At 51.6% G+C, this 16611-nt stretch carries 15 protein-coding genes; 11 read left to right on the plus strand and 4 right to left on the minus strand.

The window, feature by feature from the left end:
* Positions 1 to 3: 3 nt before the first annotated feature.
* On the minus strand, positions 4 to 2178 hold the full coding sequence (locus tag EI42_RS12845) for a WD40 repeat domain-containing serine/threonine protein kinase (protein WP_111322494.1): 2175 nt from the start codon (positions 2176 to 2178) through the stop codon (positions 4 to 6).
* Between the two features lie 538 nt (positions 2179 to 2716).
* Here EI42_RS12845 and EI42_RS12850 point away from each other — a divergent pair.
* The 5 genes from EI42_RS12850 (at position 2717) to ptsP (ending at position 9467) form a co-directional block, all read left to right on the plus strand.
* The gene (locus EI42_RS12850; RefSeq protein WP_111322496.1) at positions 2717 to 4804 is read left to right on the plus strand and encodes a sigma-54-dependent Fis family transcriptional regulator; all 2088 of its coding nucleotides are present in this window, start codon (positions 2717 to 2719) and stop codon (positions 4802 to 4804) included.
* Between the two features lie 475 nt (positions 4805 to 5279).
* A complete protein-coding gene (gene dhaK / locus EI42_RS12860) occupies positions 5280 to 6281 on the plus strand; it encodes a dihydroxyacetone kinase subunit DhaK (protein ID WP_111322500.1) in 1002 nt (333 codons plus the stop codon).
* A 202-nt stretch (positions 6282 to 6483) separates the two neighbouring features.
* Complete coding sequence (dhaL, locus tag EI42_RS12865) at positions 6484 to 7116, plus strand: dihydroxyacetone kinase subunit DhaL (protein WP_111322502.1); 633 nt, start codon at positions 6484 to 6486, stop codon at positions 7114 to 7116.
* 26 nt (positions 7117 to 7142) lie between these two features.
* Positions 7143 to 7544 (plus strand): dihydroxyacetone kinase phosphoryl donor subunit DhaM, encoded by a 402-nt coding sequence (gene dhaM / locus EI42_RS12870; RefSeq protein ID WP_111322504.1) that lies wholly within the window; start codon positions 7143 to 7145, stop codon positions 7542 to 7544.
* Positions 7545 to 7682: 138 nt separating this feature from the next.
* Positions 7683 to 9467, plus strand: a complete 1785-nt coding sequence (ptsP, locus tag EI42_RS12875) for a phosphoenolpyruvate--protein phosphotransferase (protein WP_111322506.1) — start codon at positions 7683 to 7685, stop codon at positions 9465 to 9467.
* Positions 9468 to 9551: 84 nt separating this feature from the next.
* On the opposite strand, the gene EI42_RS33230 is transcribed toward ptsP, so the two are convergent.
* Positions 9552 to 9839, minus strand: coding sequence for a hypothetical protein (locus tag EI42_RS33230; protein ID WP_211326149.1), 288 nt, complete (start codon positions 9837 to 9839; stop codon positions 9552 to 9554).
* Positions 9840 to 10106: 267 nt separating this feature from the next.
* Between EI42_RS33230 and EI42_RS12885 the strand changes: the two genes are divergently transcribed.
* Positions 10107 to 11855 (plus strand): peptide ABC transporter substrate-binding protein, encoded by a 1749-nt coding sequence (locus EI42_RS12885; RefSeq protein ID WP_111322510.1) that lies wholly within the window; start codon positions 10107 to 10109, stop codon positions 11853 to 11855.
* A gap of 67 nt (positions 11856 to 11922) precedes the next feature.
* Here EI42_RS12885 and EI42_RS12890 read toward each other — a convergent pair whose 3' ends face one another.
* A complete protein-coding gene (locus tag EI42_RS12890; protein WP_211326150.1) occupies positions 11923 to 12474 on the minus strand; it encodes a LysE family translocator in 552 nt (183 codons plus the stop codon).
* Positions 12475 to 12877: 403 nt separating this feature from the next.
* On the opposite strand from EI42_RS12890, the gene EI42_RS12895 reads away from it, so the two are divergent.
* Positions 12878 to 13258, plus strand: a complete 381-nt coding sequence (locus EI42_RS12895) for a cupin domain-containing protein (RefSeq protein WP_170142584.1) — start codon at positions 12878 to 12880, stop codon at positions 13256 to 13258.
* 24 nt (positions 13259 to 13282) lie between these two features.
* Positions 13283 to 14308: a zinc-dependent dehydrogenase gene (locus EI42_RS12900; protein WP_111322514.1), complete on the plus strand. Its 1026-nt coding sequence runs from the start codon at positions 13283 to 13285 to the stop codon at positions 14306 to 14308.
* 69 nt (positions 14309 to 14377) lie between these two features.
* On the opposite strand, the gene EI42_RS12905 is transcribed toward EI42_RS12900, so the two are convergent.
* The gene (locus EI42_RS12905; RefSeq protein ID WP_111322516.1) at positions 14378 to 14773 is read right to left on the minus strand and encodes a helix-turn-helix domain-containing protein; all 396 of its coding nucleotides are present in this window, start codon (positions 14771 to 14773) and stop codon (positions 14378 to 14380) included.
* 160 nt (positions 14774 to 14933) lie between these two features.
* Here EI42_RS12905 and EI42_RS12910 point away from each other — a divergent pair, with 160 nt between their 5' ends.
* From EI42_RS12910 to EI42_RS12920, 3 genes are read left to right on the plus strand one after another with little or no spacing between them, the layout of a single operon-like run.
* Complete coding sequence (locus EI42_RS12910) at positions 14934 to 15206, plus strand: hypothetical protein (RefSeq protein WP_111322518.1); 273 nt, start codon at positions 14934 to 14936, stop codon at positions 15204 to 15206.
* Between the two features lie 3 nt (positions 15207 to 15209).
* Complete coding sequence (locus EI42_RS12915) at positions 15210 to 15950, plus strand: metallophosphoesterase family protein (RefSeq protein WP_111322520.1); 741 nt, start codon at positions 15210 to 15212, stop codon at positions 15948 to 15950.
* An 18-nt stretch (positions 15951 to 15968) separates the two neighbouring features.
* On the plus strand, positions 15969 to 16586 hold the full coding sequence (locus EI42_RS12920; RefSeq protein ID WP_111322522.1) for an ATP-dependent Clp protease proteolytic subunit: 618 nt from the start codon (positions 15969 to 15971) through the stop codon (positions 16584 to 16586).
* Positions 16587 to 16611: the final 25 nt, after the last annotated feature.

The raw sequence follows: 16611 nt of genomic DNA on the forward strand, positions 1-16611 counted from the left end.
AGATCAGATCCCTCGTCCCTCTATCTTCCAGAAGAAGATACTGGAATTCTTATCGTTCTTATACGTTACCGCAAGCCACTTTCCGTCCGGGGACCATGTCAGCGTTCTGGGGCTCTTTTCAAACTCGGGATGGAGCGTAAGCGGTTGCTGCTTGCTTTTCGTAAAGTCCCAGACCAGCACTTTCCCCCGTTGGGTACATGCTGCGATCAATGTCTTACGCGAATCCGGACAGAGCGCGATAGAAATCAGCTTATCATCTTTTTTGCTGTAGAGGCGATACTTCACCTTTGTATCGGGAAGGCCCCAGATCAGTATAGTGGGCTCGACCAGTGTATAGTTTCCTGCCAGCCATTTGCCATCGGGCGTAAAAGAAACGCTATCCCAATCGCCGTTGTAGCCTTGTTCGGGATCTTTCAGACTAAAGCGCTGCTGCCATTGTGGCTTTTTGGCTGAATCAAGGCGAAATTGGCCTATCCCAATATCCTGGTTACGAGCGATAGCAAGAAGTGGGTCTTTGCTGACACTACTGCAAGCGACCGTCGGGAAGGATGATGAGAGTGCCGAGATATAGCCACCGGTCACAGGGATATTTCCCCAGGTGTGGCGGGACCGGTTTGTTTCTGCCACAAAGAGCGTCTCGCGAGAATTGGTGATATCGTTGTCGAGCGTACTGATACCAACAAGGTACTTGCCCTGCCAGACAAAAGCATCCGTTTTCAGGGTCATCGCTTTTGTGGGAGCATGGAACTCAACCGGGGACCCGAAGTCAGGAGCTTCACGCAATGCGGGTGTATAAATTCCGTAGGTCATGAGTGATATGTCTTCCTTGTTGGAAGGGCTCCCTCTTTGGGAGAGCGCGAGCCATTTTCCATCGGGTGACCATGCGATCTGAAAATCCATAGTAAATGCATTTCTTGTCGCAATGGGGGTCGGATCATGTTTGGTTGCCTGTAACAATGTTTGAGCTTCCCAGACTTTTACAACACCTTCTGTTCCAGCAGTTGCAATGTACCGACCGTCAGCGGACCAGTCCAGAGAAAAGATATCTGATACATGCAGAAACTTTTGCTGAATGGTCGGCGCGGCAGGATCTACCGTCGGCTGCGGGGTTGGCCCGGGAGATGGCGGTTGGTGCATTGTTTGAGTGAGGAGTTGCCAGCCCGTAACACCACCTGCAAGCACTGCTGCGCCTGCAATGCCTCCACCAATCAGGAGTTGACGGCGTGACAATGTCAGTTTTGATGGCTTCGCAGTGGCCTCGGCTGTCAACGGATGGTTTATTGTCACCTCGTCGGGAATCAAGGCAACGGCTTGCTTGATGTTCTGAACGAACTCTTCGGCCGTGGCGGGGCGCTCCTCTGGCTGTTTTGCCATGCCCTGCAAGAGCGCTTTTTCCAGGCTCGGAGAGATGAGCGCGTTGAACTGGCTTGGAAGGGGTGGCTGCTGTGTGATATGTTGCATGATCGTTGCGTAGGTAGTTTCAGCCACAAATGGCAGGCGCCCGGTGAAAAGCTGATAGGCGACTACCGCCAGACTGTAGATATCGCTAGCGGGAACAGCCTGACCGCGCGCCTGTTCGGGAGCGATGTAATCAGGGGTTCCAAAGCCGATCCCTGTTTGTTGTTTGGTTGCGGATTCTTCGAGTGAGGCTTCAAGAAGATAGGCAATACCAAAATCGGTCAGGAGCAACCAGTTTTTATCGCGCAAAAGCATATTGCCCGGCTTGATATCGCGGTGGACCAGCCCCTGTTGATGGGCATAATCAATGGCTTGAGCTGCCTGTGATAAGTAGGTAAGGACAGTGGCGGTAGGTAATAATTTCTCCTCTTGTTTCAACGCTTCCAGAAGATCGGAGAGCGCACCACCGGCGATATATGGCATAACGATATAGGTCACGATTCGGCCATCTGCAAGCGTCTGCTCGCCGAAGTCATGAACTGAAACAATATGTGGATGGTTAAGCGCTGCTGCGGCCTGGGCCTCTTTTTTGAAAATATGGCTAAAGGTTGTATTCCCGGGCTGATGTGGCGGAAGCGTCTTAATCGCGACCTGGCGCTGTAAGAATGGATCTTTGCAGAGCCAGACATCAGCCATGCCACCGCGCCCGATACGTCTGATAACTTGATAGCGTCCAAATACTCGGTTTGTCTGCTGTATTTCGTCACTATCATGGATCATATATGTTTCCTTGCTCTCTCTTTGTGTCAGCGGATAGTATGATGCTTGCTTTCGGGTACGGCTTCGGGCTATGTGAGGCTTCTCTGAAACGCGCGGCCTGTTTGTCCATAGCCTTTATTGTAGTGAGCCTCATCCGTTTTCGCAAGCGCCCTGATATTTCTGCGGTTGCTTTGTCAGGAGAACAGGCAAGTTCTATTTGGTACTATAGAACGGTCTCTAGATTGACAGGTATGAATAAAGATTATCCTCCCCGCTCTCGGGTATGCTCGGTGTCTTGAATTATGGTAGGCTTGCGTCAGGGAAATTGTCAAGCAGCAAATTGAAAACAGTTGCTATCTGTTGTGAATGGAGATAATACGTTTCTCCTCACTTGAAACTCGATAGGGATCAGGGTGAGAGGAAGATAAGCCAGAACTCTCACATTGAGTATAGGGTGGTCAGGTGTTGCGCAAGGAGCAATGAAAGCTGGTATAGACCAGATGTGCTATACTGCCTTCAATTATGGTTCGTCTGATCATTGTGATAAGGAAAAAAGCGCATGCAAGGGAATGTACAGGACTATCAACCTATCTGGCAGCAATTTATTGCGTGTGGTGAAATGGCAGAAGATGTACTTCCTCATGTGGTGCAGCTTTCATGGCGTCGCTGTGCGGCTATGGGTGTGGACCCCTATTTATCGATGGGGGTGAATGCGTCCATGTACCCTGCATCGCATCAGGAGCAGGGAGAAGGTCAGGCTTTGCTCTCTCTGGTGCGACCGGCATTGGAAGATCTATACCAGTTTATTGAGGGGTCTGGATGTGTGGTTGCGTTTGCTGATACGGAGGCACGAATTGTTGATGTCGTTGGAGATGAGGAGCTGCTACAGGAGCTTCGTCAGCGGGGACTCTTTAATGAACAAAGCTGGAAAGAGGAGATACTGGGAACAAATGCTCTTGCTCTTGCCCTGCTTGAATCATTCCCCATTCAGGTGAGTGGCGCGCAGCACTTTTGCTCCCTGCTGCATCCTTTTTACTCTTCGGCTGCTCCGGTCCATACGGTGCTCGGACAGGCCGTCGGTGTGCTGGCTGTGATTGGACCCCGCCAGTGCAGCCATATCCATACGCTGGGCATGGTGACGGCTGCGGCCCAGGCGATCAGTAATCAACTCCAGATGCAATCCTGGTTAACCAACACCAATACCCTGCTTTCCGAGCTGCGTACTATTTTACGTACACTGGCCGATGGTATTTTGCTGATTCGTGATGATGGTATCATCTCCCAGATGAATGCGCCTGCCGGGATGATGCTTGGCCTGATTCCTGAGCGGGTGATGGGTCGAAAGTTGCAGGATGTGCTGCATGTGCCTCCCGTACTGGCACGAGCCCTGCACCCTGGAGGCTCGCTGCTGGATGAGGAGATTGTGTTTGAGACGGTGCGTGGACGCACCCCATTTCTTTGTACATTGAAGCGCATTACCGGCAATACCGGAAAACCGGTGATATCTTCCAGAAGCGATGTCGGCTGGCTGATGCTTGAGGAACCTGTACAGGCCGATGGCTTTATGCTGATCCTCCGCAGTATTGAGGGCGTGCAAAAACTGGTCCATCGTATGACGGGAGCGCGGGCGCATATGACCTTCGCGAATCTGATCGGGGAGAGTTCGGCCTTGCGGGAAGCGGTGCGCCATGCGCAGATAGCTTCCCATAGTAATGCAACCGTGTTGCTGCATGGTGAAACTGGAACCGGGAAAGAGATCTTTGCCCAGAGTATTCATAATGCAAGCGCTCGGGCTGATGGGCCGTTTGTCGCGATCAATTGCGCCGCTATACCACGGGAGCTGATTACAACTGAGCTATTTGGATATGAGGGGGGCGCATTTACCGGCGCGGATCGGCAGGGACGACCGGGAAAATTCGAGCTGGCTCATCGAGGGACACTCTTTCTGGACGAGATAGGCGATATGCCGCTTGAGCTGCAAACCAGCCTGCTACGAACTCTGGAGACGCGTACGATTATGCGTATCGGCGGTCAGCGTATTATCAGTGTTGATGTACGTATCATCGCGGCCACTCATAAGGATTTGCGTGCCGAGGTCGAGAAGGGAAATTTCCGCTCTGATCTCTATTACAGGCTGAATGTCCTTTCGATTGAGATTCCCCCGCTGCGCCAGCGAGAGCGCGATATTCCTCTATTGGTGCAATACTTCCTCTCACGTCAGAGCCGTGTGCTTGGGCGTTCGCTTATGATAGAACAGGAGGCGCTTGAACGGCTTTGCGCGTATTCCTGGCCGGGCAATGTGCGCGAGCTAGAGAACACCCTGGAGCGTACGACCTATCTGGCCCAACATTCCGTCATCACTGTAGCGGATTTGCCTCCCTTTTTCCGTCACCTTGAAACCACACAAAAGAATGATAACGGGCAGAAAGAAACTATACCAGCAGAGGAGGAGCATGCTAAGATCGTCGGACATTCGCTGAAAGAGCGCAGTCATGAGGCGGAGATAGAGGCGATCGTTCAGGCATGGCGGCGGTGTGAGGGGAACGCAACCCGAGCCGCGGCTGCCCTGGGTATCAGCCGTACCACGTTGTGGCGGAAGATGGTGAAGTATGGCCTGACTCCTGAAAAGCTACGGGCCAGCATGTGAGGCAGCCTGTTTCAAGTTAGAAACACTGTATGCTGGAAGTGTTGCAGAATTGCATCTTTCTGTTTCATTTTTGGAACAGCTCTTCCAGGAGAAAAGCCTGCTGCAAAAGAGAAGCTCAACTGGCTGTTGGAGTACCGGGAAGAAATCTTTCCCTCGCTTGCTGTTGAGTTTGGCATGAAAATTGCAAGAAAGGAAAAGAGAGAGCAGATACAGTATTTCATCTGCTTGCGTGGCTCTGTTCCTTGTGTAGAGCGCAGGAAAAATTGCCTTTTGCAGAAGAGGCGCTTGGAGCTGAAAAATAACGCCCTGGGTCCGCTCAGATATAGCCAAAGACGGTATTATGGCGTAAACTGTACTTGTTAAAATAGATCTTCTTCCCTGTTCTTGCTGTGCTTGCCCGTTTGTTGTAAAAGCATATGCGCAGCGGTGTGAGGGAAGACAAAAAGCAGCCAGAGTAAACAAAGGAGATTGCTCGATGAAGAAGCTCATTAATAAGCCAGAAGATGTAGTCAAAGAAGCGCTCGAAGGGATTGCAGCCCTGCACTCAGATCTCGTGCGGGTTGATCTGGAAAACCAGATCATTGTACGAGCAGATGCCCCGCTTCAGGGCAAAGTAGGTGTTATTTCTGGTGGTGGTAGTGGGCATGAGCCAATGCATGGTGGCTTCGTCGGACATGGGATGCTCGATGCAGCATGTCCAGGAGCGATTTTTACTTCTCCGGTTCCCGATCAGATGTTAGCGGCAACAAAGGCGGTCAATGGTGGGGCGGGTGTCCTTCATATCGTGAAAAACTATACCGGGGACGTCCTGAACTTTGAGATGGCGGCAGAGCTGGCACAGGCGGAGGGGATCGAGGTTGCCAGCGTGGTAACAAACGACGATGTGGCCGTACAGGATAGCACCTATACTGCCGGACGTCGTGGTGTGGGGGTAACCGTCCTGCTGGAAAAGATTGTAGGGGGTATGGCCGAAGCGGGTGCTCCTCTGGCGGCTGTTGCTGAGATGGCTCAACGGGTGAACAATCAGGGACGCAGCATGGGCATGGCACTGACTTCCTGCACGGTTCCCGCAAAGGGGTCACCGACCTTTGAGCTTGGTGCAGATGAAATGGAAATAGGCATAGGCATTCATGGCGAGCCGGGGCGCCGTCGCGTCAAACTGGCCTCAGCGGCTGAAATTACAGAGATGCTCGCTACTCCAATTATCAGCGATCTTGGCTTGAAAGCAGGTGAGCGCGTGCTGGCGTTTGTGAACGGCATGGGTGGCACACCGCTGATCGAGCTATACGTTGTGGCGAACGAGCTTGCAAAGATCCTGAAAGGGAAGAATATTTCAATTGCTCGCTCGCTGGTCGGCAACTACATTACCTCGCTGGAAATGGCGGGCTGCTCGATCACGTTGCTGCGTTTGGATGATGATATGATCCGTTACTGGGATGCACCTGTCCATACAGCGGCGTTGCGTTGGGGTATGTAGCGGGTGAAATGAACGGATGTTCGTCTTGATATTCGGGCTAGCAGGGGCTCTTTCTCTTTTTGCGTGAAGCGGTGTACAATAGAAGCATTCCGTATCATGGATAGGGTGCGACAAAGTACGCTGAGATACCCTACAGAGTTCGGAGGCCATGCCTGAGAAGTCAGAGACGAACATCTTATTACTGTTTATTTGGGGGAGGAACATGCCGATTACAATAGATGACACGTTGCGCTGGTTGCAGCGTCTTGCCGATGCCTTGCATGAAAATCGCGACTATCTGACTCAGCTTGATGCCGCTATTGGAGACGCCGACCACGGTATCAATATGGACCGTGGTTTTAAAGCGGTCACCGAGAAACTACCCGCCGTCGCAAGTATGGACATTGGCTCAATCCTCAAGACGGTTGGCACCACACTGGTTTCGACAGTAGGGGGGGCAAGCGGTCCATTATATGGCACAGCTTTTCTGCGCGCCGGTATGGCCACCGCCGGAAAGCATGAGCTGGATGAGGCCGATGTTGTTGCCATGCTTGATGCTGCACTTGAGGGAATCAAGGCGCGGGGGAAAGCTCAACCGGGCGAGAAAACGATGGTTGATGCTCTTGCTCCGGCTGTGGAAGCCGCCCACGAAGCAGTGCAGGCGAAATGTGATCTGATACAGTTGTTGCAGCGTTGCTGTGCTGCCGCCGAAGAAGGGATGAAGAAAACCATCCCGCTACAGGCGACCAAAGGACGAGCAAGCTATCTTGGTGAACGGAGTGTTGGTCATCAAGACCCCGGAGCTACCTCGTGCTGGCTTATTCTCAAGACTCTCTCTGACACGATGGGGCAATAACGTCTACCCCCTGAAGGAGTAAAGGCATGGCCGTAGGAATTGTGATTGTATCTCATAGCGCCCGCCTGGCTGAGGGCGTGGTTGAACTGGCTGGACAGATGGCCCAGGGAAAAGTAGCAATCGTCGCTGCCGGCGGTATGCCCGACGGCTCGCTTGGCACGTCTGTTGATCGAGTAGTCGCGGCATTACGTGAGGCTGATAGTCCTGATGGAGTGGTGATTCTGCTCGATCTGGGGAGCGCCGTGATGACGGCTGAAATGGCTGTTGAGATGTTTGCTGCCGAGAGCTCTCATCGTGTCGTGATTAGCTCCGCACCGCTGGTTGAGGGAGCCGTCATTGCTGCTGTTGAATCCGCTACAGGGAGCAGCCTGGACGAAGTGAATACAGCGGCGGAGAGCGCTCATTTGCTCCCAAAACATTCTGACTAGAAAGTACAAATCTTTGTCGCGCCTATCTCGGAACGTTTGAAGAAAGCTGAAAACCGCGATACAGGGGATAGATCGGTCTCCGTGTTCGCTATGCTGGCGTTCTGGCAAAAGCATGGCGTGATGAGGAGGCAATGAAGCATGATACAGGAAAATGATGTGACGAATCCATTGTCAGTAGTGGCAATTTCACCGGGTATAGCCGTTGGTCCTGTGCTGGTGCATAAGGTAACGGCACGGGTTATTACTGAAACAACGATTGCAGCGGATCAGGTTGAAAATGAGTTGCAGCGGCTGCATTCGGCGCTAGATCTTGCTTTAAAAGAGATACAAAAGCTGTCCAGGCATGTCGCGCAGAATGTGGGACAGGAGGAGGCTGGTATTTTTGAGGCCCATCAGATGATGCTGGAGGATCCTGATCTGCTTGCTTCTGTGGAAGAGCTGATCTCACAGCAGCACTATTCAGCTGAATATGCGCTGCAACAGGTTGCTGAACAGTATGCGGCGCAGCTTGCCGCACTGGATGATGAGCTGCTCTCGGCTCGAAGCAAAGATGTGAAGGATGCGGTGAACCATGTCGTTCAGCAGTTGACCGGGACAGCCTCGCAGAAGCTGGCTCCGACCTCACCTGTGATTATTGTGGCTGAGGATCTGACCCCTTCCGATACAGCAAGCCTGGATCCATCGCTGATCCTGGGTATCTGTACTGTGGTTGGCGGTCCAACAACCCACGCGGCTATTCTTGCGCGTACGCTGGAAATCCCTGCTGTGGCAGGTATTGATGTCGCGTTGCTTGATCGCTTACATGAGGGCGACATTGTGGCCTTAGATGGTGCAAAAGGGCTGTTCTATCAACAGTTGAGCGCCGAACAGCAGCAGCAATTTGAGGCGACCATGCAGGAGCAGCGCCGTCAGCGTACTGAGCGCCGGGCGCAGGAAGAGCAAGTCTGGAAGTCACGACTTGCTACTACGGCGGATGACACACGTGTCGCGGTTTTTGCGAATGTCGGCGATGAGGAAACTGCCCGTACCGCCGCGCTTGCCGGTGCCGAAGGAATAGGTCTGCTTCGCACTGAATTCCTCTTCGGCGGACGTCCAGTCTTCCCTTCAGAGGAAGAGCAGTTTAAGAGCTATGTGGCGCTGTTCAAGGCCTTTCTCGAAAATACCGAACTGGGTAAATCGATTATTGTGCGCACGCTTGATGCTGGTGCTGACAAGCCATTTCCCGCTCTTGAGCCGATTATTGGGGAGTTGCAGGAAGCTAACCCGGCACTCGGCTTGCGTGGTATTCGTATTCACCTCAAGCATGAAGAACTCCTGCGGCAGCAGCTTCGAGCACTCTTGCTGGCGGCTGGCAAAACGGGAGTCGATCTGCATATTATGTTCCCGATGATCGCAACTGTCGAGGAAGTGCGACGTGTCAAGCAGATCTATAGCGCCGTACATACAGAAATAGTTGCGGCAGGGAAGGCCGTTCCCACTCAGGTACACCTCGGTATTATGGTAGAAACGCCGGCTGCGGCTATAATGGCTGAAGAACTGGCTCGTGAGGTTGATTTCTTCAGCATTGGCGCAAACGACCTTTATCAGTATACGATGGCGGTGGACCGTACCAATAGCCGAGTTACTGGCATGTTCAGCACGGTTGAGCCTGCGGTGTTGCGCATGATCGCGCGTATTGCAGAGGCTGGCCAGAAATATGGCAAGTTGGTTGCTGTCTGTGGTGAGCTTGGGGCCAATCCTCAGGTTGCCCCTGCTCTCGTTGGTATGGGCGTGCGTGAGCTTAGCATGTCGCCTCCGTCTATCGCTCGCATCAAGGCAGTGCTGCATCGACAGCCCCTCACTTATTGGCAGGATCTGGCGACGAAACTGCTGGCTGCCGAGACCGCTGCCGATATTCAACAGATACTGGCTGAGAATGAATAGCATGGGGTACTGTTGCCAGGGTATGATGAGCATATGAGTATCACGTTCTGGTAAAAAGAAGAAGTATCCACATCAAAAGTATAGTTATGTTTTTTGCCTCTCCGCTTTCATCGGTGGAGAGGCAATTGCGTCTGTATAAGCCTTTCTCCTTCCAAACTCTACCATATTTCTGCAAATCCCTGGAAGCGATTGCGCTCCTATTCCTGCTGTTCTTGAAAGAATACCTGATAGCCGAAGCTTCAGGAGTGCACTGTTTTCAGAAACGAGCTTTTCTAGTTTTGACTTTCTAAATCCTGCTATGGTGTCTCGAAACGGTGAAGAATTGAAGACTGATATGATGTGAGTTTCGCTTTGTTGAGTACGTATATTCATAATATCAGAGCTATCTGTTCAAGAATGTGCTTTATGGCCTCAAAGAACGCGCTGATGTTACTCATGAGCTATCTTGTTGGGATTGGAGGTACAGCGTGAGTTCCTGAGATAGGGAATATTTCAGGTATACAAAAGAAGTCCCAAGCGAATACGATCAGGCTTTTACCACAATTTTGTACAATGACAGGAAGTTCTTCTAGCCATACTGCAACGCCGTTGTCTTTGTATCGCTTTTGCTACGCGCGTTGTGTAAGGAGTATTTCGTCTATGCTGCGGTATAAAACATGGGCACGCCGAAGCTTCCCCTTGCTTCTTTGTTTCCTGGCAGTGTTAGTTGTCGCCTGTGGTGGGTCCACTGCGACCCCCGGTCAGGGGTCTGATAAAGCCCCTGAAGATAAACAAATCGCTGTCATGCCAGAGGTAAATATCAGCGAGATCAAAACATTTGATCCTGCCCTCGCAACAGATGCCCCTTCTATTGACTCGATCAACATGGTATTTACCGGTCTCGTACAGCTTAATGACAAGCTCGAAGTGCAGGGACAGCTTGCCGAAAGCTATCAGTTAGGGCCTGATGGCGTCACCTGGACCTTTAAACTGAAACCTGATCTGAAATTCAGTAATGGAGATCCGTTGACCGCAGATGATGTCATCTATAGTATTGATCGCGCTTTGCAGCCTGCTACCAAGTCGACGACCGCTGGCATTTACCTCGGTCTGATCAAGGATGCGGAAAAGCTGCAAGATGGCAAAGTGAAGACACTCATCGGTTCAAGTCTGAAGGCGCCTGACGCTCGCACGGTTGTGATTCAGGCGGGAAGTAAAGCGGCTTACTTCTTACAGACATTGACCTATGTCAGCTCCTATGTGGTCAACAAGAAGATTGTTGAGAAGTATGGAGATCGCTGGACGGACCATATTTCGGAAGGCGTTGGCGCCGGCCCCTTTGTTGTCTCCAAATATAATAAGGGTGCTGAGATTATCTTTGAGCGCAACACGAACTACTATGGCGATAAGCCTCAGCTGAAGAAGGTGGTTTACCACTTCTATCAGAATGCCGATACCGCCTATAAAGCGTACGAGTCGGGTCAGCTCCACACTGCTGGTGTTCCTGCCCCTCAGACCGATCGCGCGAAGAATCTGAAGGGACAGTTCCATACCGAGCCGTACCTATCGATCCTGTTCTATAAAATCAACTACCTCGCGAAACCTTTCAATAACATCAAAATCCGTCAGGCATTTGCTCTTGCGATCAACAAAGAGCAGATTGCGCACAACATCTACAAAGATACTGTTGTGCCAACCAATCACATTGTTCCTGATGGGCAGCCGGGATACTACCCAGATCTGAAGGGTCCTGCTGGTGTCTCTACTCCTGCTGGTGATAAAGAGAAAGCGAAGCAGTTATTTGAAGAAGGGATGAAGGAAGAGGGATATACCCGTGCAAACTTCCCGCCTGTTACCCTGACCGTCGCTTCAACCTCTGCGTCTGCACGGCAAGAATATTCGGCAGTGCAGAATATGTGGAAGGAAGCGCTTGGTATCACTGTCAAAATTAATGAGACAGAATTCAACAAGCTGCTGACTGATATCGATGCCACGACTAACAATCCCAATGGATTGCAGATCTGGCGCGTCTCCTGGATCGCTGACTATCCTGATCCTCAGAACTGGATTTCTTTGCAGTTTGGTGAGGGCTCCGAGAACAACAACGTCAACTATGCCCATAGCTCGTTGAAGTTCGCAGCGGAGCAGAAAGAACTACAGAAGAAGATGGCTCAGGCTGATGTTACTGCCGATGAAAATCAGCGTATGAAGCTGTATAACGAGATTGAGCAGAAATTGGTGGACGACGTTGCCTGGTTGCCCATCTATCAGGGTCAGACGGTGACGGTGCGCAAGCCGTGTATCAAGGGTCTTGAAGACAATGCTCAGGCGCTCACCCCACCAGATGATTGGGCCAAGATCTACATTACCAGCGAGCAGCCCTGCGCGAATGCTGATAAGTACAAGTAGACCGTAACGTTCTGCTTGCATGGAAACGGTGGGCGTCTCGTATCTCTTGCAGATACGAGACGCTTTTTTACAGAAAGAGCGAGACAAGCACGGCGATACCAAAGCCACTCAGCACAATTCCGGCAACACGATTGATCCAGAAAAGCCTGCGCTGCTTGAGTCTCTGACGGAAAAAGCTGATACCGCTGGTCAGGAGCGCCCACCAGAGGAGTGAGCCGAGGAAGACCCCGGGAATAACGATAAGCGCACCCCACCTGTTCTCCTGGTCAAAGCCTGCTCCCAGACCCGCGAAGATGGCGGCAAACGAGAGAATAGTTGTCGGGTTGGTCAACGTCAGCAGGAATGTAGTGAGCATGGCGCGAATATGTCCGCCCGCTGGCTCTTTCTCAATGGCATCTGTGATCTGCTTGAATATCGTTTTAACGCCGAGATAGAGCAAGAAAAAGCCTCCGATGAGGCGGAACCAGAAAGTGCAGTGAAGCAGAAAGTCACTGATTGCCGTCAGTCCCAGTCCCGCGATACTGCCGTAGACCGCGTCGGCTGTGGCGATACCGATACCGGAGATAAAGCCATAGAGCCAGCCCCGAGCAAGAGTTCGCTGTATACAGAGAATGCTCATCGGGCCGACGACGGCTGCTATGGCCCAGGAAGAGTCCCTGTATAAAGAAAGATAGCACCTGTTTTTCTCCTTTCTGTTGTGCTTTTTTGGACATAAAAAAATCGCCAGGACCGTGGTTCCGGTCTGGCGATAGCTGAATGCGTGTCTTTTAGAGCAAGGGCATGTCAAAGAAACCAGACCGTAACAAAGCCTGGTTTTGCTGCTGATGCAGTGTTATTTTCTTATATGCTCTCTCAAGACAAGGCATACGCGTTCTTCCCTTATTTATCTCAGCTAAGGGTGGTGGATGTATGCTCTCTTGTCAAGCAAGGTTGCGAGTCTCTTTGCTGTGGCTTGTAGGTTGCCATATCATAACGTACAATGACAGGAAAGAACGATGTTATTTTCTGTTTGGAGGGTAGACATGAGTGCAATTCATCGCTTTAAGGGATTGGAGAACGGTGAATTCCGCTGGCAAGATGTGGAAGTTCGCGAATATGGTCCCGATAATAGCCGGGCGGACCGGGCTTCACGACAGATTCTAGTCGGCTTTGAGGAGAACTCACCTCATTTTCATATGCGTTATTTTGCGGTTCAGCCCGGAGGCCATACCTCACTGGATGAGCATGCGCATGATCACGGAGTCTATGTGTTGCATGGTTGCGCTCGTTTGCGCCTGGGTGATGAGGAGCATGAGGTGAGAGAGGGAGATGCAATCTATATCTCGGGTAATGAGATTCATCAATTCTTTACGGTAGGGGATGAACCGTTTGGCTTCCTCTGCGTGGTTCCTGCGAAGCGTTAAGTGGAAAAAGGACATTGAGCGTATATGTATACAGTTGAATATCATGCGAATGATGATGTTCGCCTTGTAGAAAAGCCGGTGCCGGAAATTGGACCGGGCGAAGTGCTGGTCCAGTTAAAGGCCTGCGGTATTTGTGCCAGTGATGTGATGGAATGGTATATGAAGCCCCGTGCGCCGCTCTATCCCGGTCATGAGCCGGTTGGCGTGATCGTGCAGGTTGGGGAGGGCGTTGATCAGTTCAAGCCAGGGCAGCGTGTCTTTATTCATCACCACGTTCCCTGTATGACCTGCCATTATTGTCAACGCGGGGCTTTCTCACAGTGTGCGACCTTCCGTGCCACGCGCCTCTATCCCGGTGGGCTGGCGGAATATATTCGGGTGCCTGCTCCTAATGTGCAGCTTGACGTTTTACCCCTTCCCGACTCACTCTCTGATGAGGAGGCAACGCTGGTTGAGCCGCTGGCCTGCTGCGTGCGCGGGATCGATCGGGCGAATATTCGCCCCGGCGATAGTGTGTTGATTCTGGGGGCCGGAAGCAATGGCTTGATGCTCGGACAGCTTGCGAAGATGCGCGGCGCTTTGCGTGTAATGATATCTGATTTTATTGCCTATCGGCGTGAGGCTGCATTGAAGGCCGGAATTGATGTTGCGTTTGATCCGCAGGACGGGCCAATAGAAGAGCAGGTTGCAGCGGTCAATGATGGTCTCAAGCCTGATGTTGTGATCGTGACACCCTCGAAGATCAATGTTATGCAGCAGGGTATTGAGCTTGTCGCCCCTGGGGGGACTGTGCTTTTGTTTGCGCCTCCGCCTCCGGCTGACGAGCTTTCAGTCAAGCCAAATCATCTGTTTTTCCGGGAGATCACGCTGCGCACTAGCTATTCAGCAGGCCCTTATGAGACACGCCAGGCGCTGGATCTGTTGCGTACAGGTCGGATTCGTTCCGAGTCTATTATTACCCATCGTTTCCCGCTTCAGGAGGCCCCGCAGGCGTTTCATCTGGTCGCAAATCCAGGTGAAGCGTTAAAGGTTGTCCTGCATGTTGATTGACTGATGTGGTAGCAGAAAAAAGAGGTAGGGATTGAAGTATCTTTCCTACCTCTCTTTGCGAAGAAAGTATTAGACCGGGGTGAGATGTTTGGAGAGAAGGAAGGCGCTGAAGTTTGCCACACTTTCGATATCTCCATCATCTAGCATATTCACCAGGCGTTTGACTGTCACGCGACGTGGCTCGCTCCGACTCGGGATCGTGAAGCCGATGACACTGGTAACCTGAGGCTCGCGTTCGGCACGAATCTCCTCGGCCATGTATTCCAGAAGATCTGCCAGATCGAGATCTAGTGCTTTTGCCAGACTTTCAAGCACTCTGGCTGAAGGATATTTCTGGCCCCGCTCGATCTCACCAACATAGATCTCAGATAGGCCGGCTTTGTCTCCTAGCTCTTTGATAGTCAGGTGGCGATTTTGTCGTTCTTGTCTGATGACACGTCCTAAGATCTCCTGTAAATCCGCCATGCTGTCGCCTCCTTCTATATAACAAGCTATGCTCTGAGCATTGCTACAGAAAAAGGCATGCTGTGAGCATAGATTTTCTCTATCAGTATAGGCTATGCGCGTGCTATATTCAAGTCAGAGAACGAGCGAAGCTTAGTGAGTGAAAAAGGAGTAACTGTCTATGTTTGTTCCTAACAGTATACGCTCTTTAATGTCAAATGGGCAACCTGACCGCCCTACATTCCATATTCCAAAAGTGTATGAAAAGATCGAGCGTGAGCCGCGTCACTGGGAATATCGTGTGCTCTCCTTTGATCCGCGTGAAGAAGCGCTACCAGATCAAGAGGCATTGAACGAGTTAGGTGGCTCTGGTTGGCTGCTCGTCAATATTCTGAACGCAACCGAGGGGCGCGCCGGAAAAGTATACTACTACTTTGTCCGTGAGGGAGAATAGTGCATGAAAGTAGCTCTCATTGCTGACATTCATGGAAACAGGGTAGCTCTAGATGCGGCTCTGGCCGATATCAAGCGGAGCGGCGCTGATATGATTGTCTGTCTGGGAGATGTGGTAGGAACTGGACCACAGCCACAGGCAGTCCTTGAACGGCTTCAAGCGCTGGCGTGTCCCGTCGTGATGGGCAATACCGACGAATGGGCTCTTCGTCCTGCGCTGGAGCAGCCCGAGGATGAGGAAGCGCGCCGAATCGAAGAGCTTGATCTGTGGAGTGCACAGCAGCTCTCTACCGCAGAGAAGGAGTATATACGCAGTTTTCAGCCAGTCTACCGTTTGGAACTGGATGGCGTTTCTTTACTCTGTTTTCATGGCTCTCCGCGCTCAAATATGGAGCGAGTTGAGGCGCCGATGTCAGATGAGGAGCTTGACGGCATCTTTGGGGGTGAGCAAGCTGACATTATGGCTGGTGGTCATACGCATCGCTCTCTGTACCGTTGGTATCGGGGCTCGGTCATCGTGAACCCTGGTAGCGTCGGTTTACCCTATACGTATGACTGGCAGACTCGGCAGATATACAATCCCGCTCTTGCTGAATATGCCTTACTTACCCGCGAGAAGGGAACGTTGCAGGTTGATCTACGTCGTGTATCCTACGACCTTCAGGATTTACAGAAAGCGGTGAAGGCAAGTGGTATGCCTCACGCTGATTGGTGGCTGAACGATTGGCGACCCGAGAATAGATGAAAAAAGGAGCTTACAGCTATGGCTAGCGTCTATGTTCCAACAGTTCTGGAAAACACTGCGAGAGGCGAACGTGCTTATGACCTGTTATCACGTTTGCTTAAGGACCGTATTGTGTTGGTGAATGGTCCGATTGAAGAGAACATGGCAAGTCTGATTGTGGCACAGTTGCTCTATCTCTCCTCTGAGGATAGTAAGAAACCGATCAGCATGTACATCAGTTCGCCGGGCGGCGTAGTTGACGCCGGTATGGGCATCTATGACACGATGCGTGTGCTTCCCTGCCCGATTGAGACCTATTGTGTTGGCTTTGCCGCCAGCTTCGGTACCATTCTATTGATGGCAGGTGAAAAGGGCAAACGCTACGCGATGCCGCATGCGCGTATCCATATTCACCAGCCGTTGATTTCGGGGGGCTTGAGCGGACAGGCCACCGATATCGATATTCATGCACGTGCCATTTTGCGTCGGCGTGATGAGATCAACGATATTATTAACTTCCATACAGGCCAGTCATTGGAGCGCATTCGCCGCGATACTGACCGTGACTTTTACATGAATGCGGAAGAGGCGAAGGAATATGGCATCATTGATGAGATCCTTCCCTACGCGAACAAGGTAGAGGCTCTGGAAAAGTAACGCATCGGGCGAGGTGGCAGGCAGA

Source organism: Thermosporothrix hazakensis (genome assembly GCF_003253565.1).
Lineage (GTDB): Bacteria > Chloroflexota > Ktedonobacteria > Ktedonobacterales > Ktedonobacteraceae > Thermosporothrix > Thermosporothrix hazakensis.

Coding starts and splice junctions, on each gene's coding strand:
- EI42_RS12850 (WP_111322496.1), top strand. CDS start 2,717: ATGCAAGGGAATGTACAGGACTATCAACCTATCTGGCAGCAATTTATT.
- dhaK (WP_111322500.1), top strand. CDS start 5,280: ATGAAGAAGCTCATTAATAAGCCAGAAGATGTAGTCAAAGAAGCGCTC.
- EI42_RS12885 (WP_111322510.1), top strand. CDS start 10,107: ATGCTGCGGTATAAAACATGGGCACGCCGAAGCTTCCCCTTGCTTCTT.
- ptsP (WP_111322506.1), top strand. CDS start 7,683: ATGATACAGGAAAATGATGTGACGAATCCATTGTCAGTAGTGGCAATT.
- EI42_RS12890 (WP_211326150.1), bottom strand. CDS start 12,474: ATGAGCATTCTCTGTATACAGCGAACTCTTGCTCGGGGCTGGCTCTAT.
- EI42_RS12905 (WP_111322516.1), bottom strand. CDS start 14,773: ATGGCGGATTTACAGGAGATCTTAGGACGTGTCATCAGACAAGAACGA.
- EI42_RS12895 (WP_170142584.1), top strand. CDS start 12,878: ATGAGTGCAATTCATCGCTTTAAGGGATTGGAGAACGGTGAATTCCGC.
- dhaM (WP_111322504.1), top strand. CDS start 7,143: ATGGCCGTAGGAATTGTGATTGTATCTCATAGCGCCCGCCTGGCTGAG.
- EI42_RS12900 (WP_111322514.1), top strand. CDS start 13,283: ATGTATACAGTTGAATATCATGCGAATGATGATGTTCGCCTTGTAGAA.
- EI42_RS12845 (WP_111322494.1), bottom strand. CDS start 2,178: ATGATCCATGATAGTGACGAAATACAGCAGACAAACCGAGTATTTGGA.
- EI42_RS33230 (WP_211326149.1), bottom strand. CDS start 9,839: ATGAATATACGTACTCAACAAAGCGAAACTCACATCATATCAGTCTTC.
- EI42_RS12920 (WP_111322522.1), top strand. CDS start 15,969: ATGGCTAGCGTCTATGTTCCAACAGTTCTGGAAAACACTGCGAGAGGC.
- EI42_RS12910 (WP_111322518.1), top strand. CDS start 14,934: ATGTTTGTTCCTAACAGTATACGCTCTTTAATGTCAAATGGGCAACCT.
- EI42_RS12915 (WP_111322520.1), top strand. CDS start 15,210: ATGAAAGTAGCTCTCATTGCTGACATTCATGGAAACAGGGTAGCTCTA.
- dhaL (WP_111322502.1), top strand. CDS start 6,484: ATGCCGATTACAATAGATGACACGTTGCGCTGGTTGCAGCGTCTTGCC.